This window comes from Streptomyces sp. NPDC096040 (genome assembly GCF_040303265.1).
Lineage (GTDB): Bacteria > Actinomycetota > Actinomycetes > Streptomycetales > Streptomycetaceae > Streptomyces.
In genome coordinates this window covers 36,938-58,528 of sequence record NZ_JBEOTA010000010.1, presented here as the reverse complement: position 1 = coordinate 58,528, position 21,591 = coordinate 36,938, and the positions used below count along the sequence as shown (strand labels likewise).

Genomic DNA, 21,591 nt, shown 5'->3' with positions numbered 1-21,591 from the left:
TCAGCTGAGACCGACTCAGATGTCGAGGAAGCGGACGTCCTTGGCGTTGCGCTGGATGAACGCGCGGCGGGCCTCGACGTCCTCGCCCATCAGGACCGAGAACAGGTCGTCGGCCTGGGCGGCGTCATCGAGGGTGACCTGACCGAGGACGCGGTGCTCCTGGTCCATGGTCGTGATGCGCAGCTCCTCGGCGTTCATCTCGCCGAGACCCTTGAAGCGCTGGATCGAGTCCTCGCGGACGCGCTTGCCGCGCTGCCGCCCCATCTCGAGCAGCGCGTCGCGCTCACGGTCCGAGTACGCGTACTCCGTGTCGTCCCGGCCCCACTTGATCTTGTACAGCGGCGGGCGGGAGAGGTACACATGCCCGGCCTCGACCAGCGGCCGCATGAAGCGGAACAGGAAGGTCAGCAGCAGCGTGCTGATGTGCTGGCCGTCGACGTCGGCGTCCGCCATCAGGATGATCTTGTGATAGCGGAGCCTCGAGATGTCGAAGTCCTCGTGCACACCGGTGCCGAACGCCGAGATCAGCGCCTGGATCTCCTGGTTCTGCAGAATCTTGTCGATCCGCGCCTTCTCCACGTTGAGGATCTTGCCGCGGATCGGGAGGATCGCCTGGTACTGCGGGTTACGGCCGGACTTGGCCGAACCGCCGGCGGAGTCACCCTCGACGATGAAGATCTCGCACTTGGTGGGGTCGTTCGACTGGCAGTCGGAGAGCTTGCCCGGCAGCGACGCCGACTCAAGGAGACCCTTGCGCCGAGTGAGATCCCGGGCCTTGCGGGCCGCCACGCGCGCCGTGGCCGCCTGGATGCCCTTGCGGATGATGTCCGCCGCCTCGACCGGGTTGCGGTCCAGCCAGTCGTTCAGGTGCTCGTAGACCGCCCTCTGCACGAAGGTCTTGGCCTCCGTGTTGCCCAGCTTGGTCTTTGTCTGACCCTCGAACTGCGGCTCGCTCAGCTTGAGCGAGATGATCGCGGTCAGACCCTCACGGATGTCGTCACCGGTGAGGTTGTCGTCCTTCTCGCGGAGCAGCTTCTTGTCACGCGCGTACTTGTTGATCAGCGAGGTCAGCGCCGCGCGGAAGCCCTCCTCGTGGGTACCGCCCTCATGCGTGTGGATGATGTTGGCGAACGAGTACACACCCTCGCTGTAGCCGCTGTTCCACTGCATGGCGACCTCGAGGGACAGGCTCTTGTCCTTGTCCTCGGCCTCCAGGTCGATGATCGTGGGGTGCACCACGTCTCCCTTGCGGGAGTTGAGGTACTTCACGAAGTCGACGATGCCGCCCTCGTAGTGGTACGTGACGGTCTTGACCTCGGCCTTCTCGTCGGCACCCGCCTCGTCCGCCCCGGCCACCGCCTTCGCCGACTCGCGCTCGTCGGTGAGCCGGATCGTCAGGCCCTTGTTGAGGAAGGCCATCTCCTGGAAACGCCTCGAGAGCGTCTCGAAGGAGTACTCGGTGGTCTCGAAGATGTCCGGGTCCGCCCAGAACGTGACCGAGGTGCCGGTCTCGCTCGTCTCCTCGTGCTTGACGAGCGGAGCCGTCGGGACACCCAGCTTGTAGTCCTGTGTCCAGCGGTGACCGTCGGTCTTGATCTCGACGGACACCTTGGACGACAGCGCGTTCACGACGGAGACACCCACACCGTGCAGACCGCCGGAGACGGCGTAACCGCCGCCGCCGAACTTGCCGCCCGCGTGCAGGACGGTCAGCACGACCTCGACGGCCGGCTTACCCTCGGATGCCACGATGCCGACGGGGATGCCGCGGCCGTTGTCGACGACTCGCACGCCGCCGTCGGCGAGGATCGTCACGTCGATGGTGTCCGCGTAGCCCGCCAGAGCCTCGTCGACGGAGTTGTCCACGACCTCGTACACAAGGTGGTGCAGACCGCGCTCGCCGGTGGAGCCGATGTACATACCGGGTCGCTTGCGGACCGCGTCCAGCCCTTCGAGCACGGTGATGGCGCTGGCGTCGTAGGAGGCGGTGACCTCACCGTTCGCGCCGGCGTCGATGGACGGGATGTTCTCGTTGGGGTTGCCGGAATCGGCCACGAAGCGCCCTTTCTGGCACAGCACGAGCCAGGCTCGTCGGCGGGTTGCCGGAGCGGCTGCGGCATGTTGCGTTGGTAAGCCTTGATCAGCGTTGCTCAGCTTTTCCCGGGCGGTCCCCACGTTCGGGGCGGGATTGTCTTCCAGTCTACCGGTAGCGCCGACAGTGATGGGGGTTTGCCGGTACCTGAGTCCGCATGTGCCGCCCTGAACCTGCCTCCGCCGACTCCCGATATGCGGATGGGGGCTCCAAGAGGCTCACGGAGGCACTCAGCGCTTCGGGCCGTCAACCCTTGGCTACTCCGGGGTCGGATCGCGATTCGCAACCGCGTGTGGTTGTACGACGATCAGCCGAGCGGGCCGTACGACGGCTCCACACTCGGCTCATGGCGTGACGTAAGTCACCCGTAGGTATCGCCGGGACCGGTGCTCCCGGGGGCGCGCAGCGGGCCGTAGCGCCGGGGCGGACCGCCGGGATTGAGCACCTTGATCATCCGTACGGTGCCATGCCCCAGGTCCTCGTTCAGGCGTGCGACCAGCGCGGGCGAGAGATGACGCAGCTGGGTCGCCCAGGCCGTGGAGTCGCACTGCACGACCAGCACCCGCTCGTCCTCGTCGTACCGCTGCGGCACACAGTGCTTGGCGAGGTCCTCGCCGACGATCTGCGGCCAGCGACCCATCACCCCGCCAACCGCGGCCGGCGTCTCCCAGCCGCGCTCGGTGATCAACCGGTTGATCGCCGAGCCCAGCGCCATCGGGTCGCGGCCGTCGGCGCGCGCGCCGGAGCGCAGACCACCACGCCGCGCCTGCTTCCGCTGCTGCGCCGCGTCGCCACGCGCGCGTGCCGCCTCCTTCGCCGCCCTGAGCGCCACACGCGCCAGATCGACACCGGAAGGTTCCTTCTTCGGGGCGGGTCCGTCGGTGCTCATACGCGCTCCACCACCCCGTCCGCCACCGCGTACCGCGCACCGGCGAGGAGGTGCGGTACGTCGTCGTCCACCGCGGCGGTGACCAGCACCTGCTCCCCGGGCGCGACCAGCTCCGCCAGCCGCTCCCGGCGCCGCGCGTCCAGCTCGGCGAACACGTCGTCGAGCACCAGCACCGGCTCATTGCCCTCGGCCCGCAGCAGGTCGTACGACGCGAGACGCAGCGCCAGAGCGAACGACCAGGACTCGCCGTGCGAGGCGTACCCCTTGGCGGGCAGCTGGCCGAGCTTGAGGACCAGATCGTCGCGGTGCGGGCCGACCAGCGTGACACCGCGCTCGATCTCCTGCTTACGGGCGTCCGCCAGGGCCGCCATCAGCTGGGCGTACAGATCCTCGCGGGTGTGGGCTTCGCCGGGCGCCGACGGCTTGTACTCCAGCGCGATCGGGCCCCCGCCCGGCGCCAGCTGCTCGTACGCCTTGTCGGCGAGCGGCTGGATCGCGGCGACCAGGTCGAGCCGCTGGGCGAGCAGCTCCGCGCCCACCTGCGCGAGGTGCTGGTCCCACACGTCCAGCGTCGACAAATCCATCGAACGGCCGCCGTGCCGCCGAGCGAGAGCCGCGGATTTCAACAGGGTGTTCCGCTGCTTGAGGACACGCTCGTAGTCGGACCGCACACCGGCCATCCGCGGCGACCGCGCGGTGATCAGCTCGTCCAGGAACCGCCGCCGCTCACCCGGGTCGCCCTTCACCAGCGCGAGATCCTCCGGCGCGAACAGCACCGTCCGTACGATGCCCAGCACATCCCGCGGCCTGACCTGCGAGGACCTGTTGATGCGGGCGCGGTTGGCCTTGCCCGGGTTGAGCTCCAGCTCGACCAGTTGCTGCCGGTCGCCCTGCCGGACCTGCGCCCGGATGATCGCCCGCTCGGCGCCCATCCGGACCAGGGGGGCGTCGGAGGCGACCCGGTGGCTGCCGAGGGTGGCGAGATAACCGACGGCCTCGACGAGGTTGGTCTTGCCCTGGCCGTTGGGGCCGACGAAGGCGGTGACGCCCGGATCGAGCGGGACCTCGACCCGGGCGTAGGAGCGGAAGTCGGCCAGCGACAGATGCGTGACGTGCATGGTTGTTGCGCCGACCTCCCCGTGACCTGCTACTTCGTCTCTACGGCATGGCCGCCGAACTGGTTGCGCAGCGCGGCGATCATCTTCATCTGCGGCGAGTCCTCCTGCCGGGAGGCGAACCGCGCGAACAGCGAGGCGGTGATCGCGGGCAGCGGCACCGCGTTGTCTATCGCGGCCTCCACCGTCCACCGGCCCTCACCGGAGTCCTGTGCCCAACCCTTCAGCTGGTCGAGGTGCTCGTCCCCGTCGAGGGCGTTCACCGCGAGGTCCAGCAGCCAGGAGCGGATGACGGTGCCCTCCTGCCAGGAGCGGAAGACCTCGCGCACATCCGTGACGGAGTCGACCTTCTCCAGGAGCTCCCAGCCCTCAGCGTAGGCCTGCATCATCGCGTACTCGATGCCGTTGTGGACCATCTTCGCGAAGTGGCCCGCGCCGACCTTGCCGGCGTGCACCGAACCGAAGTCGCCCTCGGGCTTCAGCGCGTCGAAGACCGGCCGCACCTTCTCGACATGCTCGGCGTCGCCGCCGTACATCAGCGCATAGCCGTTCTCCAGGCCCCAGACACCGCCGGAGACTCCGCAGTCGACGAAACCGATGCCCTTGGCGGCCAGCTCCTCGGCGTGCTTCTCATCGTCCGTCCAGCGGGAGTTGCCGCCGTCGACGACCACGTCACCGGGCTCCAGCAGCTCGGCCAGCTCGTCGACGGTGGACTGGGTCGGCGCCCCGGCCGGGACCATCACCCACACCACACGGGGCCCGCTGAGCTTGCCCACAAGCTCTTCCAGGCTGTGGACATCGGCGAGGTCCGGGTTGCGGTCGTATCCGACGACGGTGTGGCCCGCGCGGCGGATCCGCTCGCGCATGTTGCCGCCCATCTTGCCGAGGCCGACGAGACCGAGCTCCATCAGTTGGTTCCTTAGGTTGCGGTGTGGCAGGAGAGGCACTTTCGTGCCGCGTCCGAGCCTAATCGCGACCCTTTGCGCACAGTTGTGGGCATAGCCACTCACCTGGAGAAACCCGCCCGGGCACAGCGCCGGCCACCCACAGGAAAGCGGCGGCACTGTGCACAGCTGTGGACAACGTCAGCCGCTCAGCCGCACCGGCATGATCAGGTACTTGTACGCCTCGTCGGCCTCAGCGTCGATCGCAGGCTTGCCGCTCAGCAGCGCCGGCTTCGTGGACGTCGTGAACGACAGCTGGGCGACCGGCGAGTCGATCGCGCTCAGACCGTCGAGCAGGAAGGTCGGGTTGAAGGCGATCGAGACGTCGTCGCCCTCCAGCTGCGCGTCCACCCTTTCCACAGCCTGTGCGTCGTCGCTGGAGCCGGCTTCCAGGATCAGCACGCCCTGCTCGAAGCTGAGCCGCACCGGGGTGTTCCGCTCGGCCACCAGAGCCACACGCTTGACGGCCTCGACGAAGGGGGCGGTCTCGATCACGGCGACGGAGTTGAACTCCGTCGGGAACAGCGAGCGGTACTTCGGCAGGTCGCCCTCGAGCAGCCGCGTGGTGGTCCGCCGACCCGCGCCCTCGAAACCGATGAGCCCCTCGCCGGCGCCCGAGCCGGACAGCGCCAGGATCACGCTGTCGCCGCTCGTGAGGGCCTTGGCGGTGTCCAGGAGCGTCTTGGCGGGCACCAGGGCCACCGCCGACGCCTCGGGGTTCTCCGGCTTCCACAGGAACTCACGGACCGCGAAGCGGTAGCGGTCGGTGGAGGCCAGGGTGACCGTGTCGCCCTCGATCTCGATGCGCACACCGGTCAGCACCGGCAGGGTGTCGTCGCGTCCGGCGGCGATGGCCACCTGGGAGACGGCGGAGGCGAAGACCTCGCCGGGGACCGTGCCCGTCGCGTTCGGCATCTGCGGCAGGGAGGGGTACTCCTCCACCGGCAGGGTGTGCAGCGTGAACCGGGACGATCCACAGACCACCGTGGCCCGTACACCGTCTGTGGAAATCTCCACCGGCCGGTTGGGCAGGGCACGGCAGATGTCGGCGAGCAGCCGGCCCGAGACCAGGACCGTGCCCTCCTCCTCGACCTCGGTCTCGACGCTGACCCGCGCGGAGACCTCGTAGTCGAAGCTGGACAGGCTCAGCTGGCCGTCCTCGGCCTTCAGCAGCAGGCCGGCGAGGACCGGCGCCGGCGGACGGGCCGGGAGGCTGCGAGCCGCCCAGGCCACTGCCTCCGCGAGTACGTCGCGTTCCACCCGGATCTTCACCGTAAGCCCGCCTCCTGCTGTTGCCGGGGCTTCTCGCCCTGCTGCGCCTTCGTCGTCTGACTCGGTGTCGTGAGCCCCGGGGAGGGGCAGAACACCGGGGACCAGTCTGACGCACCGCACTGACAGCTGGCGCCTCTCGGGGTCAAGTCGTGACGAGGCGCGGTCAGAGGCCGAAGAGCGAGTTGTGCACAGGGCCCTCTTCGAAACGGATTCCCAGCTCTCTCTAGTTGTCAGTAGTAGTAGGGGCTGTGGATACCGTGGATAACCCCGTTTGCCCAGCTCAACGGCCAGATTTTGTCCACTGCCCCTGTGGGTACGACCGGTGGACAACTAGGTGTCTCTGTGGAGAACAGAAAGTTCTGCACACGCCGTGCACAGCCTGAGGGGACTTCTCCCCAGCGCCGTCCCCAGCTTTACCCACCTTTCCCACAGGCCAACCCGGCAGCTTTGTGTGACGGCTTTCACTCGACACGGTGAGCAGGCGCGTCACGTTGCCGAACAGTGGACAGCCGTGTGGAGAAGCTGGGGATCGCTGGGGACAACCACCCCTCAGCCTGTGGGCTACCGGTGGACAACTTCATGCACAGCCTGTGGATGCCTTCCTCGTCCACAGTCTGTGGAGATCGGTCGTCCACGATTCCACAGGCCTCTGAGCTGCCCTGATGCGCTTTCAACCGCCCGCCTGTGGACGACGTTCGGGACAACTTCCCAGTCCCCAGGGTGTGGACGCAAGAAAGTCGGCAAATCTGTGGAGGACGGCCGTAACCGGCCCGGTATTCGAACAGCGGGGACGTTTCCTTCTGACGCCGTGAGGGCAGCGGCCCACGCTCCGAACCGTCCCTGAACGCCAAAAGGCGCCCCCGGGATCTCTCCCGAGGGCGCCTGGACCGTCGCGTCGTACCGCTACCCGTTCTTGATCCGGTTCGTCAGCTCGGTCACCTGGTTGTAGATCGATCGCCGCTCCGCCATCAACGCGCGGATCTTCCGGTCGGCGTGCATGACCGTCGTATGGTCCCGGTTGCCGAACTGCGCCCCGATCTTCGGCAGCGACAGGTCCGTGAGCTCACGGCACAGATACATGGCGATCTGCCGCGCCGTGACCAGCTGCCGGCCGCGCGAGCTGCCGCAGAGGTCCTCGACCGTGAGGCCGAAGTAGTCCGCGGTCGCCGCCATGATCGCCGACGCGCTGATCTCCGGCGTCGAGTCCTGGCCCCCGGGGATCAGGTCCTTGAGGACGATCTCCGTCAGCCCCAGGTCCACCGGCTGCCGGTTGAGTGACGCGAACGCCGTCACCCGGATCAGCGCGCCCTCCAGCTCCCGGATGTTCCGGGAGATGCGGGAGGCGATGAACTCCAGCACCTCCGGCGGGGCGTTCAGCTGCTCCTGCACCGCCTTCTTGCGGAGGATCGCGATGCGCGTCTCCAGTTCCGGCGGCTGGACGTCGGTGATCAGGCCCCACTCGAAACGGTTCCGCAGCCGGTCCTCAAGGGTGACCAGCTGCTTGGGCGGCCGGTCGCTGGAGAGCACGATCTGCTTGTTCGCGTTGTGGAGCGTGTTGAAGGTGTGGAAGAACTCCTCCTGCGTCGACTCCTTGTCCGCGAGGAACTGGATGTCGTCGACGAGCAGGATGTCCATCTCGCGGTAGCGCTTGCGGAAGCTGTCGCCCTTGCCGTCGCGGATCGAGTTGATGAACTCGTTGGTGAACTCCTCCGAGCTCACATAGCGCACCCGGGTGCCCGGGTAGAGGCTCCGCGCGTAGTGCCCGATCGCGTGCAGCAGGTGCGTCTTGCCGAGCCCCGACTCCCCGTAGATGAAGAGGGGGTTGTACGCCTTCGCGGGTGCCTCGGCGACGGCGACCGCGGCCGCGTGCGCGAAGCGGTTGGAGGCGCCGATGACGAACGTGTCGAAGAGGTATTTGGGGTTCAGGCGGGCGGTCGGTTCGCCGGGGCCCGGTGCGGGTGCGGGCTTGGCGCCCAGCGCTCCGGGTGCGCCGGTGGATGGCATGTTCGGCAGGTCCGGGCGTCCCGGACCGCCCCGGCGGCCCTGGCCCGGCCCGCCGGGGGGCTCGGGCATCTCGCGGCGGCCGGGGTCCCGCTGGTCGTAGTCGGAACGGTCGTACTCGGACCGGTCGTAGTCGGGTCGCGGTGGTTCGTACTCCGCGCGCTGCTGCTCGTACGACGGCCGGTCCATCGGCTGCTGGGGCCGGTACTCCTGGGAGTAGGAGTCGCCGTAACCGTCCGAGCGGTAGGCGTCCTGGGACGGCGAGGCATAGGGATCGCGCTCGGGGAAGCCGAGCCGTGGCTGCTGCCAGCTGTACTCGTCCTGTCCCGGGCGCGGCCAGGCGCCGGGTTCGGGGCGCTGGTACTCGGAGGGGTAGGTCGGGCGGGCGGTGGGGAGCTGATCGGCGCGCGGGGGCGGCAGTTGGTCGCGACCGCCCTGCTCGGGCGGACGGTCGGCGCGATGTCGGCCGTATCCGCCGTCGTACTGTGACGAGGGGAGCTCGGGCTCTTCGTAACGCTGTGGCTGCACGGGGGGCGTCGGCGGGGCGGGGGGTTCGCCCGCGGACTCGTCCACGGTGATCGCGATCCGGATCGGGCGTCCGCACTCACGGCTCAGCGTCTCGCTGACGATCGGTGCGAGACGGCCCTCCAGTACGTTCTTCGCAAATTCGTTCGGTACGGCGAGCAGGGCGGTGTCCGCGACCAGCGCGAGCGGCTGGCAGCGTCGGATCCAGTGTTCGTCCTTGCCCTCCACACCCTGACCGCGGCCCTCACCGAGGAGCTGCTCCAGTACTCGTGGCCACACTGCGGCAAGATCGGCAGGTACGTCAGCCACAGGGCACGCTCTCTCACAGGTCCCACGAACGTGTGGTTCGAGGACGGGTCGGGATGAATATCGGGTCGGGCGGGGATAAAGGAACGAATCGGAGTTCAGCCACGGTAGTCAGCGTGGCGGGTGCGGTTCAAGTTGTTGTCCCCAGCCTGTGGATAGTGTCTCTCCGTCACTGCTGGTTTGACCGAATGGCGTAGCCCCGCGTACCGTAACCAGGTCGAGTTGTCGATGGCTGCTGCCGCCTGCCTCCGATGGGCACAGATCGCTGAAGGTGATCGGGAAGCGGTGCACTCGGGCGTGACGCGAGCTACTCGTGGGCGCACGGTGACAGCCAAGACGGCACCCCGCAACTACTGACTTATTTCTGGAGCCCCCGAGTGAGCAAGCGCACCTTCCAGCCGAACAACCGTCGTCGCGCCAAGACCCACGGCTTCCGCCTGCGGATGCGCACCCGTGCCGGCCGCGCGATTCTGGCGAACCGCCGCAGCAAGGGTCGCGCCAGCCTGTCCGCCTGATTCCGATCAGGTCATGACGTCGTGCTGCCTACCGAGCATCGGCTGAGGCGGCGCGAGGACTTCGCGACCGCGGTACGACGGGGTCGCCGGGCCGGTCGCCCGTCCCTCGTCGTCCACCTTCGTAGCGGTGCCACGGACCCGCACGCGCCTGGGGAGAGCGCTCCCCCGACGCGTGCGGGTTTCGTCGTGAGCAAAGCAGTGGGTGGCGCGGTCGTGCGCAACAAGGTCAAGCGGAGACTGCGTCACCTGATGCGTGACCGAGTCGCCCTGTTCCCCCCCGGTAGCCTGGTAGTCGTACGAGCGCTGCCCGGAGCGGGCGACGCCGACCATGCACAGCTGGCCCGAGACCTGGACGCCGCCATCGAACGGCTACTGGGAGGGGGCGCGCGATGAAGTACCCACTGCTGGCACTGATCAAGCTGTACCAGTGGACGATCAGTCCACTGCTGGGGCCGGTGTGCAAGTACTACCCGTCGTGCTCCCATTACGGCTACACAGCCATCGACCGGCACGGTGCGATCAAGGGGACGGCACTCACCGCCTGGCGCATCCTGCGGTGCAACCCGTGGTCGCTCGGCGGTGTGGATCATGTTCCTCCGCGTAAGCGACCGCGGTGGCACGAAATGCTGCGTGACGCCTGGCGTGCACGCAAGGGCGGGCCCTCCGCCGCCGAACCGGCCACCGGGGAGAAGCTCTCTTCCGAGCTTCCTTCGAGCCCGGCCGCAGAGACTTCGTCCCATGCCCAAGGAGCATGATTAGTGGACACGATTGCCAGCCTTTTCAGCTTCATCACGACACCCGTTTCATGGGTCATCGTCCAGTTCCACTCGGTGTACGGGAAGATCTTCGGTCCCGACACGGGCTGGGCCTGGGGCTTGTCCATCGTGTCTCTGGTGATCCTGATCCGCATCTGCCTGATCCCGCTCTTTGTGAAGCAGATCAAGGCGACCCGGGCCATGCAGACGCTGCAGCCCGAGATGAAGAAGATCCAGGAGCGCTACAAGAACGACAAGCAGCGTCAGTCCGAAGAGATGATGAAGCTGTACAAGGAGTCGGGTACCAACCCGCTCTCCTCGTGCCTTCCCATCCTCGCGCAGTCGCCGTTCTTCTTCGCCCTGTACCACGTGCTCAACGGCATCGCGACGGGCTCGACGATCGGCGTCATCAACGACTCGCTGCTCGCCAGCGCGCGTAAGGCGCACATCTTCGGTGCGCCGCTCGCCGCGAAGTTCACCGACGGCTCGTCGAAGGTGGAGGCGCTCGGTGCCTCCCTCGCCGACGTCCGGGTCGTCACCGCGATCATGATCGTCCTGATGTCGGCGTCGCAGTTCTACACGCAGCGCCAGCTGATGACGAAGAACGTCGACACCACGGTGAAGACGCCGTTCATGCAGCAGCAGAAGATGCTGATGTACGTCTTCCCGGTCATGTTCGCCGTCTTCGGCATCAACTTTCCGGTCGGTGTCCTCGTCTACTGGCTGACCACCAACGTGTGGACCATGGGCCAGCAGATGTACGTCATCCGCAACAACCCGACGCCGGGTTCCAAGGCCCAGGCCGCTTACCTGGAGCGCCTGACCAAGCACGTCACGCACCACGGCAAGACCCGCAAGCGCAGCGAGCGCACCATCATCAAGGCGATCGTCGCCAAGGGCCGGGACCGTAACGAGTTCGAGCGCAAGTTCATCAACGCGCTGACGAAGGCGGGCCTCGCGGCCCAGGCCGACGGCACCGTGGCGAAGGGCGAGGCTCAGGCCGTCGCGCAGACCGAGGACGGCGTCACGGCCACCGCCGCCGCCAAGCGTCAGCAGCCCAAGCGTCAGACCAAGGCCCAGCGTCAGTCCGGGGCCACGAAGGGCGAGCCGACGACGGCCTCTGCCGAGAAGGCGGACTCCTCCGAGCCGACGACCTCGCTGGAGAAGTCCGACGAGCCGCAGGACGCCAAGCCGACCGCCGCCCAGCAGCCCCCGAAGGCCGGTTCCAACGGCCGCAGCAGGGCCCAGTCCGGTCAGCGCAAGGGCGGTCCGCAGCGCCCCAAGTCCCCGTCCAAGAAGTAAGAAGGAGCCCATCCCGTGACGGAAGGCACCACCTCCGCTGCCGAGGGTGCAGACACCCTGACCCGCCTGGAGCAGGAGGGCGAGATCGCGGCGGACTACCTCGAGGGTCTGCTGGACATTGCCGACCTCGACGGCGACATCGATATGGATGTCGAGGCCGACCGCGCCGCCGTGTCGATCATCAGCGACGCGGGCGGCCGCGACCTGCAGAAGCTGGTCGGCCGTGACGGCGAGGTGCTGGAGGCGCTCCAGGAGCTGACCCGCCTGGCCGTGCACCGGGAGACCGGTGACCGCAGCCGGCTGATGCTCGACATCGCGGGCTACCGTGCCAAGAAGCGCGCTGAGCTCTCCGAGCTGGGTGCCAAGGCCGCGGCCGAGGTGAAGAGCACCGGCGAGCCCGTGAAGCTCAAGCCGATGAGCCCGTTCGAGCGCAAGGTCGTGCATGACGTGGTCAAGTCCGCCGGACTGCGCAGCGAGTCGGAGGGCGAGGAGCCGCAGCGGTTCGTCGTCGTGCTGCCCGCCTGATCGGTCTCCCCGATTCACCGGCCCCGTCTGTTGAGCAGGCGGGGCCGAATTTTGTCAGCCTGGTAGTTCTGGTGGCCGGTGCGTGGAGCGCCGGCGCTGTACGGAAGGACGGTCCCCGTGACGGAGGCTGCGGAGCTCCCCCCGGCGCCTGAGCAGGCGCGGGAAGTGTTCGGTGAGCGCTTCGCCGATGCGGTCCGCTACGCGGAGCTGCTCGCCGAGGCAGGCGTGCAGCGTGGTCTGATCGGCCCACGGGAGGTACCCCGCCTGTGGGAGCGGCACCTGCTGAACTGTGCGGTGCTCTCCGAGGCCGTCCCCGAAGGGGTGACGGTGTGCGATGTCGGCTCCGGTGCCGGTCTGCCGGGCATTCCGCTGGCGCTGGTCCGGGAAGACCTCAACATCACGCTGTTGGAGCCGCTGCTGCGGCGAACCAACTTTCTGACCGAGGTCGTCGAGCTGCTCGGCCTGGACCATGTGACCGTCGTGCGTGGCCGCGCCGAGGAGGTCATGGGCAAGCTGCCTCCGGTGCATGTGGTGACGGCGCGTGCTGTGGCCCCGCTGGACCGGCTGGCCGCCTGGGGCATCCCCCTGCTGCGTCCCTACGGCGAGATGCTCGCCCTCAAGGGGGACACGGCGGAGGGTGAGCTGAAGGCCGCGGCCACCGCCCTGGCTAAGCTCGGTGCGGTGTCCACGTCCATCCTGCATGTGGGTGAGGGCGTGGTGGACCCGCTGTCCACGGTGGTGCGGGTGGAGGTCGGGGAGAGTCCGGGCGGTGTGCGCTTCGCGGCGAAGCGGGCGAAGGCGGCTCGTACGGGGCGGGCGCGTAGGCGCCGCTGATCCGTCCTGACGGTCAGACGTACTCCACACAAGCTGCCAAACCTACGCATGGCGGAGTGTCGCGGCTTTTCGGTACTGCTTGCTGTGCATCGTGTTTCACGTGAAACGTCGCTCACTGTTGCAGGGCATCATCAGCCGGAGCCGCGCCGCCGAACCGCGCGACCGAAAGCCTCTCGGTTCCCTCAGGGAGGGAGCCTCTGGTGACGCTCCGTCCTCCCCGCGGGGCACGGAGTTGTCCACAGAGGTGGATTTCTCCACAGAACACCAGGCCTCACTGGTTCACGACCCCGAAGGCATGGGAGGCTCTGTTCATTGCGAGCCTGAAGTCGAGGAGAGTGAATCCTTGCGGTCCGACGCCAACATCGCGGGACCGATGACCGATCCGGTCCCCGGTCCCCGTACCGAGTCGATGGGGGCGGATGTTTCACGTGAAACACCGCCTCCGATGGACGACACTCCCATCGGTCGTGCTGCCCAACTCGCGGTGGAGGCTCTGGGCCGCGCCGGCGAAGGCCTGCCACGTCCGGAGCAGACCCGAGTCATGGTGGTCGCCAACCAGAAGGGCGGTGTGGGCAAGACGACGACGACCGTCAACCTTGCCGCATCGCTGGCCCTGCATGGTGCCCGCGTCCTGGTGATCGACCTCGACCCACAGGGCAATGCTTCCACCGCGCTGGGGATCGACCATCACGCCGAAGTTCCGTCCATCTACGACGTGTTGGTCGAGAGCAAGCCGTTGGCCGAAGTCGTCCAGCCGGTGGTGGATGTCGAAGGTCTCTTCTGTGCCCCCGCCACGATCGATCTCGCCGGTGCGGAGATCGAATTGGTGTCGCTGGTGGCACGAGAGAGCCGGCTCCAGCGGGCGATCCAGGCGTACGAGCAGCCGCTGGACTACATCCTTATCGACTGCCCGCCCTCGCTCGGCCTGCTGACGGTCAACGCACTTGTCGCGGGGGCCGAGGTTCTCATCCCGATCCAGTGCGAGTACTACGCCCTGGAGGGCCTCGGCCAACTGCTGCGAAATGTCGACCTGGTGCGGGGGCACCTCAACCCCGCACTGCATGTGTCGACCATCCTGCTCACCATGTACGACGGCCGGACGCGTCTTGCTTCCCAGGTCGCGGACGAGGTGCGCAGTCATTTCGGTGACGAGGTGCTGCGGACGAGCATTCCCCGCTCGGTCCGCATCTCCGAGGCGCCGAGCTACGGGCAGACGGTATTGACCTACGATCCTGGATCGAGCGGTGCCCTCTCCTATCTTGAGGCGGCCCGAGAAATCGCGCTGAAGGGCCTCGGGGTCAGCTACGACCCGACACGGGCCCATATCGGCGCCCAGAGCAATCCGAGCATGGTGGAGGGGATCCAGTGAGCGAGCGACGGAGGGGGCTGGGGCGTGGTCTCGGCGCACTGATCCCAGCTGCCCCGACCGAGAAGACCCCGGCCCAGACAGCGGTGGGCGGTGGGGCATCTCCGTCTCCTGCAGCCGTCCCGGTGTTGACGACCGACCGTGGAGTCGCCGCCGCCAAGGTGACGACGCTGCCGGCTGTTTCACATGAAACCGAGGAGCCGTCGGTCTTCGGTGTGGCTCCGGAGACGCCCGCTTCTCCGATGGGCGCGCACTTCGCGGAGATCCCCCTCGACGACATCACGCCGAACCCGCGTCAGCCGCGTGAGGTCTTCGACGAGGACGCCCTGCAGGAGTTGGTCACCTCCATCCAGGAGGTCGGCCTCCTCCAGCCCGTCGTCGTACGCCAGCTGGGTCCCTCGCGCTACGAGCTCATCATGGGCGAGCGGCGCTGGCGGGCCTGTCGTGAGGCCGGCCTGGAGGCGATCCCGGCGATCGTCCGGGCGACGGACGACGAGAAGCTTCTCCTGGACGCGCTGCTGGAGAACCTTCACCGTGCCCAGCTGAACCCGCTGGAAGAGGCCGCCGCCTACGACCAGTTGCTGAAGGACTTCAACTGCACGCACGACCAGCTGGCCGACCGCATTGGGCGCTCCCGTCCGCAGGTCTCCAACACCCTGCGGCTGCTGAAGCTCTCGCCGGCCGTCCAGCGCAGGGTCGCCGCCGGCGTTCTCTCGGCCGGGCACGCCCGGGCGCTCCTCTCCGTCGACGACTCGGAGGAGCAGGACCGGCTGGCCCACCGGATCGTGGCCGAGGGACTGTCGGTGCGGGCCGTCGAGGAGATCGTGACCCTCATGGGCTCGCGGCCGCAGACGACTACCCGTTCCAAGGGGCCGCGTGCGGGCGCCCGGGTCTCCCCGGCGCTGAGCGACCTCGCCACCCGGCTCTCGGACCGGTTCGAGACGCGGGTGAAGGTCGATCTGGGCCAGAAGAAGGGCAAGATCACCGTGGAGTTCGCCTCCATGGAAGACCTTGAGCGGATCCTCGGCACGCTCGCCCCGGGTGAGGGGCCGGTCCTCCACCAGGGGATCCACGACGGCGACTCCGCAGAGCCGGAGGAGTTCGAGGAGTCCGAGGACTGACCGGCCCCGGTGCTTTCCGCCCGGGATCGTCGGGGAGTTTCCCGCTCGGGGCCGGGTGTTTCCCGCCCGGTCGGTGCCCTGTCGCTCAGAGAGCGGATCGTGTCCGGTGTGTACCGGACACGATCCGCTCTTTGCTTTTATGCGGTATCGATGGAATCGCTGTGTGGATACGATGCGTTCGGGTACGGCGGATCCACCTGACAGCTGGCAGCACCTCTGATGGGGAGGCGGGGGCCATGCGATCGATGAGCCGCACCGGACTGGTGAGCGCGGGCCTGGGACTGGGCGCGACCGTCGGATTCGTCGGCAGTCTGCTCAGGGAACGCAGTGCTCTGACAGCCGCTCGCGACGCCGCGGGCGAAGGAAGCGAGGAACAGCCTTCATGGGGCGTCGGCTCGTACCGCTCACCCTGGACAACCTTCAGGACCTTCCCAAGCGCTGTCGCTCGTGTGTCTTCTGGGAACTGGATCCCGTCAGCGGCGAAGCAGCGGTAAGGGCGGGCACACCCGCGGTCGAGAAGGAAGCGTGGATCTCCGCCGTCCTGCTCGACTGGGGATCGTGTGGCCGCGTGGTCTACGTCGACGACGTACCTGTGGGCTTTGTGCTCTACGCTCCGCCCGCCTACGTCCCGCGCTCCACGGCGTTCCCCACGAGCCCGGTCTCCCCGGACGCCGTCCAGCTCATGACCGGCTACATCATGCCCGGCTACCAGGGACAGGGGCTCGGACGAGTGATGGTCCAGACGGTCGCCAAGGATTTGCTCCGCCGGGGCTTCAAGGCCATCGAGGCGTTCGGCGACGCCCGCTACAAGGAGCCGGCCTGTCTGCTGCCCGCCGACCATCTGCTGGCCGTGGGCTTCAAGACGGTCCGGCAGCATCCTGCCCATCCACGGATGCGGCTGGAACTGCGGACGACGCTCTCCTGGAAGGAAGACGTGGAGTTGGCGCTCGACCGGCTGCTCGGGGCCGTGCAGAAGGAACCGGTACTACGGCCCCTCTGAGTGCCGCCCTGTTGATCGAAGCGAGTCCGCAAAGCAAATGGGCCAACCCCGCGGGGTTGGCCCATTCGTGTTTCACGTGAAACGTCACTCGGCGATGAAGTCGTCCAGGTCGCGGAGGAGCGCGGCCTTCGGCTTGGCGCCGACGATGGTCTTGGCGACCTCGCCGGCCTGGTAGACGTTCAGGGTGGGGATCGACATGACGCCGTACTTGGCGGCCGTCGTCGGGTTCTCGTCGATGTTCAGCTTGACGATCTCGATCTTCTCGCCGTGCTCGGCGGCGATGGCCTCAAGAGACGGGGCGATCTGGCGGCACGGGCCGCACCACTCGGCCCAGAAGTCCACCAGGACGGGCTTGTCGCTCTTGAGGACGACCTCATCGAAGTCGGCGTCGGTCACATGCTTCAGAGTGCCGGCCACGGCGGGCTCCTTTACTTGTTCGTGCGGTGGGGCGGATGGGGGATTGGTCAGACGGCGGTCTTCTCGGGCTCGGCCTTCTCCTCGTCCGCAAGGGCGGCGAGGAAACGCTCGGCGTCGAGAGCAGCGGAGCAGCCGGTACCGGCCGCAGTGATCGCCTGACGGTAGGTGTGGTCCACCACGTCACCGGCGGCGAACACACCCGTCAGGTTGGTGTGCGTCGAGGGCGAGGCGACCTTCAGGTAGCCCTCCTCGTCCAGGTCCAGCTGACCCTTGAACAGCTCGGTGCGCGGGTCATGGCCGATCGCGATGAACAGGCCCGTCACCGCCAGATCCGAGAGCTCACCGGTCTTGACGTTGCGCAACTTCAGACCGGCCAGCTTCTGGTCCCCCTGGACCTCGGCGATCTCGCTGTCCCAGGCGAACTTGATCTTCGGGTCGGCGAAGGCGCGCTCCTGCATCGCCTTGGAGGCGCGCAGGGTGTCCCGGCGGTGGACGATCGTCACGGACCTGGCGAACCGGGAGAGGAAGGTGGCTTCCTCCATCGCGGTGTCGCCGCCGCCGATCACGGCGATGTCCTGCTCCTTGAAGAAGAACCCGTCACAGGTGGCGCACCAGGAGACACCGCGGCCGGAGAGGGCGTCCTCGTTCGGCAGGCCCAGCTTGCGGTGCTGGGAGCCGGTGGTGACGATGACGGCCTTCGCCTTGTGGACCGTGCCGGCGGTGTCGGTGACGGTCTTGATCTCACCGGTCAGGTCGACGGAGACGACGTCGTCCGGAACCAGCTCGGCACCGAAGCGCTCGGCCTGTGCGCGCATGTTGTCCATGAGGTCAGGACCCATGATGCCGTCGCGGAAGCCCGGAAAGTTCTCCACCTCGGTGGTGTTCATCAGCGCACCGCCCGCCGTGACAGCCCCCTCGAACACGAGAGGCTTCAGCGACGCGCGCGCGGTGTAGAGCGCCGCCGTGTAGCCGGCGGGCCCGGAGCCGATGATGATCACGTTACGGACGTCGCTCACGGCTTGATTCCTCGTCTCTGGTCTACGTCAATTCGACCGGTGGGAGTTTCTGTCAGAAGCTCTCACCCCACCCAACGGATCCTAAGGGGCGCGCATTCCCGGTGTGTCCGGGCACACGGGCATCCCACACCGTACGGATTTCCACGCCAGGACGGGACGATGCGTCCGACACTCCCGGGACGCTTCAGAGCCACTCAGGGGCGGGTCAGGGACTCCGTCAGCAGAACCTCGCCAGGGGAGGCCGACGGCTGGCTCTGACACGTTGCGTCGACGATGAGGACGGTTACCCGGGTGCTGTCGGAGGCATCGGGGAGGACGACGAGGAAGGCATCCTTCCCCTCGTACGTCCCCTTCTTCGCCCCGAGGAGGTCGTCGTCGGCCTGGCTGATGCTCTGGCGGACGCACTGCGGCACTGTCACCGAGGGCTGGATCCGGGTGGTGAAGGGCGTGGCGGTCGAGCCGGGTGAAGTGGGTTCGCCCTGGATCCCCAGGTCCGGCTTCTTGGAGCCACGCAGGTTCGTCTTCGTGCCGAGGAGGTTCTCCACCTCTGTCTGGAGGGTGCTCTTGGAGAAGCCCTCGGCGGAGCTTGTCGGCTTGCCCTGCGCGGTCGTCGGCCCATTGCCGCCGAGCGACTGAAGGAAGAACGAACCGGCTCCCAGGACGGCTGCGGTGAAGACAGCTCCGATAACGACGGTCCGACGGCGTCGGGCGCGCCCCTGTCCGTGCCCCTGTCCGCGGTCCTTGCGACCGGGACCGGTCGAAGCACTCGACCGTCCGGCGGGTCGGTCCGCTGGGGGCGATGCGAGAGCCGATGTTTCACGTGAAACATGCGCCTCGGGTGCCGTGGCGTTCAGCAGTGCCTCGGCGGCGAGGGCGGCATCGATCCGCCCGGCGACGTCGGCAGGCATACGCGGCGGCCCCGGCAGCGCGCCGAGCGAACCCCGGATCTCCTCCAGCGAAGCGTGGACGTCAGCACAGAGTTCGCACTCGTCCAGGTGCTGTCGTACTTCCGCTGTCCGGGCATCCGGGAGCAGGCCTTCGGTGAGGTCGGAGATCTCCGCGACGTCCGGGTGCCCGGTCGTGTCTGTCGGGGAAGTCACGCTCGCCCACCTCCGCCCTTCACTGCGGCTGAATCACTCGGCCCGGTCTTCTGTGAGGCCCCGTCCTGAGGTCTCGCTGCCGGTGGGACGGATGTCCCCTCCGTCCGGTTCCGTGCCGGGTCCCGCTCCTTCTCTTCGCCGGAGTTTTCCGGCCGTAGATGAGTGAGGAGCGGCAGGAGTCTGGCTCTGCCGCGGGCGCAGCGGCTCTTCACCGTCCCCGTGGGTACGTCGAGGATCCGGGCCGCTTCCACGACCGGATAGCCCTGCATGTCGACCAGGACGAGGGCGGCGCGCTGGTCGTGCGGCAGCGTGCCGAGCGCTTCGAGGAGCTGGCGATGCAGGTCATTGCGCTCGGCCGGAGCGTAGGCCGACTCATGCGGCTCCAGCAACTGCTCCAGCCGCTCGGTGTCGTCGACGGGGGCGGTCTTTCGGGAGGCCACCTTGCGGGCCCGGTCGAGGCAGGCGTTCACCGTGATCCGGTGCAGCCAGGTTGTGACGGCTGACTGGCCCCGGAAGGTGTGGGCGGCCCGGTAGGCGGACACCAGGGCGTCCTGGACGGCGTCAGCGGCCTCCTCGCGGTCCCCCAGGGTCCGCAGCGCGACCGCCCAGAGCCGGTCTCGGTGCCGGCGCACGATCTCACCGAAGGCATCGGGGTCGCCTTCCACATGGCGGACGAGCAGGTCCTGATCGCTCACTCCGTCGTATCCGGCACCCTCTGCCATCTGCCCCCTCCGCCCTGCGATCAGTTGGTCACCTTGATGTCTGCCACCCGTCCGCGATAGGTGCCTTCGTCCGTCAGCGGCAGCTTGGTCAGCCAGACCAGCAGGTAGCGGGACTTGAGGGACTCGTTCGGCTTCAGGGTCACGCTCGTACCCGAGCCGTCGGCGACCTTCGTGTATGCGTCGAAGGATGTCGGCTCCGAGCCGGCGTTGCTGGATGCGGCGCGCAACTCGACGGACGTGTCTCCCACGAAGGTAACGGTCACCTTCCCGATCTGCTGGACCTTGCCGAGATCGAGGATGACCCCGAGGCCCGGCTTCAGGTTTCCGAAGGTGGCGCCCTTGTAGTAGTCGGTCTGCCAGTAGGTCGACAGGCTCTTGTCGTAGACCTTGCCTACGTCGGACGGCTTCTCTGACCCGTCCCCGAACGGGTCGAAGTCACGGGCACCGCTGATGGCGATCGGCTCGCTGACCGTCTTCGATTCCTTCTTGTCGCCGTCGTCCGTCGTCTGGGTGTTGTTGGTGTCGCCGGACTTGTCGCCCTGGTTCATCAGGGCGTCCGCGAGCTGCCAGCTGCCCAATCCCAGCGCGGCGATCAGCAGGGCCGAGACCCCCCACTTGAGGGCCTTGCCGGTGCGGCTCTGCAGCGGGGGCGGCGGGGTCTGGACGGGCTGCGTCACGCCGGGAGGCGTGGGGCGGCCGTAGGTGCCTTGCTGATACGTGGTGCGCTGGTACTCGGGCGGCGCCGTGAACGTCGGCTCCGGCGGGCGGATGCGGGGCATCTCGCCGATCGCCTTCACCAGCTCCTCCGGCGTGGTGCACGCGGACTCGTGGCGGGAGGCGGTGGCGCCGTCGTTGACCAGGGCCCGCATGGTGAGCTCCGACAGGCCGCGGTGGACACCGGCGCGCACCTGGTCGGGCGCGATCAGGCCGACGTCTTTGGGTAGCCCCGGCAGACCGTAGGCGTCGCTCTGGTACGGCCAACGCTGGGTGAGCGCCGCATACAGCAGGGCGCCGATCGCCTCGGTGTCGGCGCGCTGCGGGGTCTCGGAACTGATGCCGCGCAGCGCCGCGTTCACCGCCAGGCCTCGGATACGCCACTGACCGGTGGAGGTGCGTAGCACGGCGTTGGGGTTGAGCCGGAGATGGGCCAGCCCCTCGCGGTGCGCGGCCGCCATCGCGGAGGCGATCTGACTGACCATCTGGTAGGCGTCGTGCGGCTCCAGCGGGCCGGCCGCGAGCAACGCGGTCAGCTCGGTGGCGTCGGGCAGCCACTCGTGCACCACGTAGACGAGGTCGTTCTCCTCGACGGCGTCCAGGACCTGGACGAACCGGGGATCCCCGAGTAGCGCGGCCGAACGGGCGGCGGCCAATACGGCGCGGGTACGCGCATGGTCGGCCGGCAGGACGTGCACGCCGACGGCGCGCCGCAGTTTCTCGTCGACCGCACGCCAACTGCTGAATCCGTCCAGACGGGTGACGCACTCCTCAAGACGATAGCGTCTGGCGAGCTTGTGACCGCTGTGCAGTTCGGGAGGTGAGGCCTTCTTCCCTGGATTCGCGGCCGTACCGTTCCCCTGTGCCTCGTCGCTGTCCGTGTCCCGCTCCGGGTTCTGGGCCACCCCGTCGGCCGTGGACTGGTCCGCCTTGGCGGTCAGCGGCTTGTCACCGCTGTTGTCTGCCACGTCGACGGCAGCCGTGCTCCGTTCCGCCACCGTCGTTCCCTGCCTCCCCATCCGTTGCACGCTCTCCGACGCCGAAACCAATTGTGCCCACA

At 67.9% G+C, this 21,591-nt stretch carries 20 protein-coding genes; 9 read left to right on the top strand and 11 right to left on the bottom strand.

Features of this window, described 5'->3' with window-relative positions:
* Positions 1-15: 15 nt before the first annotated feature.
* The 6 genes from gyrB to dnaA form a co-directional block, all read right to left on the bottom strand.
* Positions 16-2,079: a DNA topoisomerase (ATP-hydrolyzing) subunit B gene (gene gyrB / locus ABTY98_RS15325; RefSeq protein WP_352221393.1), complete on the bottom strand. Its 2,064-nt coding sequence runs from the start codon at positions 2,077-2,079 to the stop codon at positions 16-18.
* 374 nt (positions 2,080-2,453) lie between these two features.
* Positions 2,454-2,981 (bottom strand): DciA family protein, encoded by a 528-nt coding sequence (locus tag ABTY98_RS15320; protein ID WP_352221392.1) that lies wholly within the window; start codon positions 2,979-2,981, stop codon positions 2,454-2,456.
* Entirely contained in the window at positions 2,978-4,099 is a 1,122-nt protein-coding gene (gene recF, locus ABTY98_RS15315; protein ID WP_352221391.1) for a DNA replication/repair protein RecF, read from the bottom strand. The genes ABTY98_RS15320 and recF overlap by 4 nt, the downstream gene beginning before the upstream one ends.
* Positions 4,100-4,128: 29 nt before the next feature.
* Positions 4,129-5,004: a phosphogluconate dehydrogenase (NAD(+)-dependent, decarboxylating) gene (gene gnd / locus ABTY98_RS15310; protein ID WP_352221390.1), complete on the bottom strand. Its 876-nt coding sequence runs from the start codon at positions 5,002-5,004 to the stop codon at positions 4,129-4,131.
* A 177-nt stretch (positions 5,005-5,181) separates the two neighbouring features.
* Complete coding sequence (gene dnaN / locus ABTY98_RS15305; protein ID WP_352221389.1) at positions 5,182-6,312, bottom strand: DNA polymerase III subunit beta; 1,131 nt, start codon at positions 6,310-6,312, stop codon at positions 5,182-5,184.
* 903 nt (positions 6,313-7,215) lie between these two features.
* Positions 7,216-9,147 carry a chromosomal replication initiator protein DnaA gene (gene dnaA / locus ABTY98_RS15300; RefSeq protein WP_352221388.1) on the bottom strand — a complete coding sequence of 644 codons (1,932 nt, stop codon included), beginning with the start codon at positions 9,145-9,147 and terminating at the stop codon, positions 7,216-7,218.
* A 374-nt stretch (positions 9,148-9,521) separates the two neighbouring features.
* Here dnaA and rpmH point away from each other — a divergent pair, with 374 nt between their 5' ends.
* From rpmH to ABTY98_RS15255, 9 genes are all read left to right on the top strand, one after another.
* Positions 9,522-9,659, top strand: coding sequence for a 50S ribosomal protein L34 (gene rpmH / locus ABTY98_RS15295; RefSeq protein ID WP_005482975.1), 138 nt, complete (start codon positions 9,522-9,524; stop codon positions 9,657-9,659).
* A 21-nt stretch (positions 9,660-9,680) separates the two neighbouring features.
* The gene (gene rnpA / locus ABTY98_RS15290; protein WP_352221387.1) at positions 9,681-10,052 is read left to right on the top strand and encodes a ribonuclease P protein component; all 372 of its coding nucleotides are present in this window, start codon (positions 9,681-9,683) and stop codon (positions 10,050-10,052) included.
* The gene (gene yidD / locus ABTY98_RS15285) at positions 10,049-10,414 is read left to right on the top strand and encodes a membrane protein insertion efficiency factor YidD (protein ID WP_352221386.1); all 366 of its coding nucleotides are present in this window, start codon (positions 10,049-10,051) and stop codon (positions 10,412-10,414) included. Before rnpA ends, yidD begins: the two co-directional genes overlap by 4 nt.
* A gap of 3 nt (positions 10,415-10,417) precedes the next feature.
* Positions 10,418-11,716, top strand: a complete 1,299-nt coding sequence (yidC, locus tag ABTY98_RS15280) for a membrane protein insertase YidC (protein ID WP_352221385.1) — start codon at positions 10,418-10,420, stop codon at positions 11,714-11,716.
* A 15-nt stretch (positions 11,717-11,731) separates the two neighbouring features.
* Positions 11,732-12,241: a Jag family protein gene (locus ABTY98_RS15275; protein WP_352221384.1), complete on the top strand. Its 510-nt coding sequence runs from the start codon at positions 11,732-11,734 to the stop codon at positions 12,239-12,241.
* 117 nt (positions 12,242-12,358) lie between these two features.
* Positions 12,359-13,075 (top strand): 16S rRNA (guanine(527)-N(7))-methyltransferase RsmG, encoded by a 717-nt coding sequence (gene rsmG / locus ABTY98_RS15270; protein WP_352221383.1) that lies wholly within the window; start codon positions 12,359-12,361, stop codon positions 13,073-13,075.
* Between the two features lie 295 nt (positions 13,076-13,370).
* Positions 13,371-14,444, top strand: coding sequence for a ParA family protein (locus tag ABTY98_RS15265; protein ID WP_352221585.1), 1,074 nt, complete (start codon positions 13,371-13,373; stop codon positions 14,442-14,444).
* On the top strand, positions 14,441-15,562 hold the full coding sequence (locus ABTY98_RS15260; protein ID WP_352221382.1) for a ParB/RepB/Spo0J family partition protein: 1,122 nt from the start codon (positions 14,441-14,443) through the stop codon (positions 15,560-15,562). The genes ABTY98_RS15265 and ABTY98_RS15260 overlap by 4 nt, the downstream gene beginning before the upstream one ends.
* Before the next feature lie 382 nt (positions 15,563-15,944).
* A complete protein-coding gene (locus tag ABTY98_RS15255; protein WP_352221381.1) occupies positions 15,945-16,562 on the top strand; it encodes a GNAT family N-acetyltransferase in 618 nt (205 codons plus the stop codon).
* A gap of 84 nt (positions 16,563-16,646) precedes the next feature.
* On the opposite strand, the gene trxA is transcribed toward ABTY98_RS15255, so the two are convergent.
* The 5 genes from trxA to ABTY98_RS15230 form a co-directional block, all read right to left on the bottom strand.
* A complete protein-coding gene (trxA, locus tag ABTY98_RS15250; RefSeq protein ID WP_352221380.1) occupies positions 16,647-16,979 on the bottom strand; it encodes a thioredoxin in 333 nt (110 codons plus the stop codon).
* Positions 16,980-17,026: 47 nt separating this feature from the next.
* Positions 17,027-17,995, bottom strand: coding sequence for a thioredoxin-disulfide reductase (gene trxB, locus ABTY98_RS15245; RefSeq protein ID WP_352221379.1), 969 nt, complete (start codon positions 17,993-17,995; stop codon positions 17,027-17,029).
* A 194-nt stretch (positions 17,996-18,189) separates the two neighbouring features.
* Positions 18,190-19,095: an anti-sigma factor family protein gene (locus ABTY98_RS15240; RefSeq protein WP_352221378.1), complete on the bottom strand. Its 906-nt coding sequence runs from the start codon at positions 19,093-19,095 to the stop codon at positions 18,190-18,192.
* Positions 19,092-19,817 (bottom strand): RNA polymerase sigma factor SigM, encoded by a 726-nt coding sequence (gene sigM, locus ABTY98_RS15235; RefSeq protein WP_352221377.1) that lies wholly within the window; start codon positions 19,815-19,817, stop codon positions 19,092-19,094. Before sigM ends, ABTY98_RS15240 begins: the two co-directional genes overlap by 4 nt.
* Positions 19,818-19,837: 20 nt before the next feature.
* Positions 19,838-21,529 (bottom strand): protein kinase family protein, encoded by a 1,692-nt coding sequence (locus ABTY98_RS15230; protein ID WP_352221376.1) that lies wholly within the window; start codon positions 21,527-21,529, stop codon positions 19,838-19,840.
* Positions 21,530-21,591: the final 62 nt, after the last annotated feature.

Excerpts from the sequence above, each read along its gene's own strand:
- ABTY98_RS15320 (WP_352221392.1), bottom strand. The coding sequence starts at position 2,981 with ATGAGCACCGACGGACCCGCCCCGAAGAAGGAACCTTCCGGTGTCGAT.
- recF (WP_352221391.1), bottom strand. The coding sequence starts at position 4,099 with ATGCACGTCACGCATCTGTCGCTGGCCGACTTCCGCTCCTACGCCCGG.
- gnd (WP_352221390.1), bottom strand. The coding sequence starts at position 5,004 with ATGGAGCTCGGTCTCGTCGGCCTCGGCAAGATGGGCGGCAACATGCGC.
- yidD (WP_352221386.1), top strand. The coding sequence starts at position 10,049 with ATGAAGTACCCACTGCTGGCACTGATCAAGCTGTACCAGTGGACGATC.
- ABTY98_RS15265 (WP_352221585.1), top strand. The coding sequence starts at position 13,371 with ATGGGAGGCTCTGTTCATTGCGAGCCTGAAGTCGAGGAGAGTGAATCC.
- ABTY98_RS15255 (WP_352221381.1), top strand. The coding sequence starts at position 15,945 with ATGGGGCGTCGGCTCGTACCGCTCACCCTGGACAACCTTCAGGACCTT.
- sigM (WP_352221377.1), bottom strand. The coding sequence starts at position 19,817 with ATGGCAGAGGGTGCCGGATACGACGGAGTGAGCGATCAGGACCTGCTC.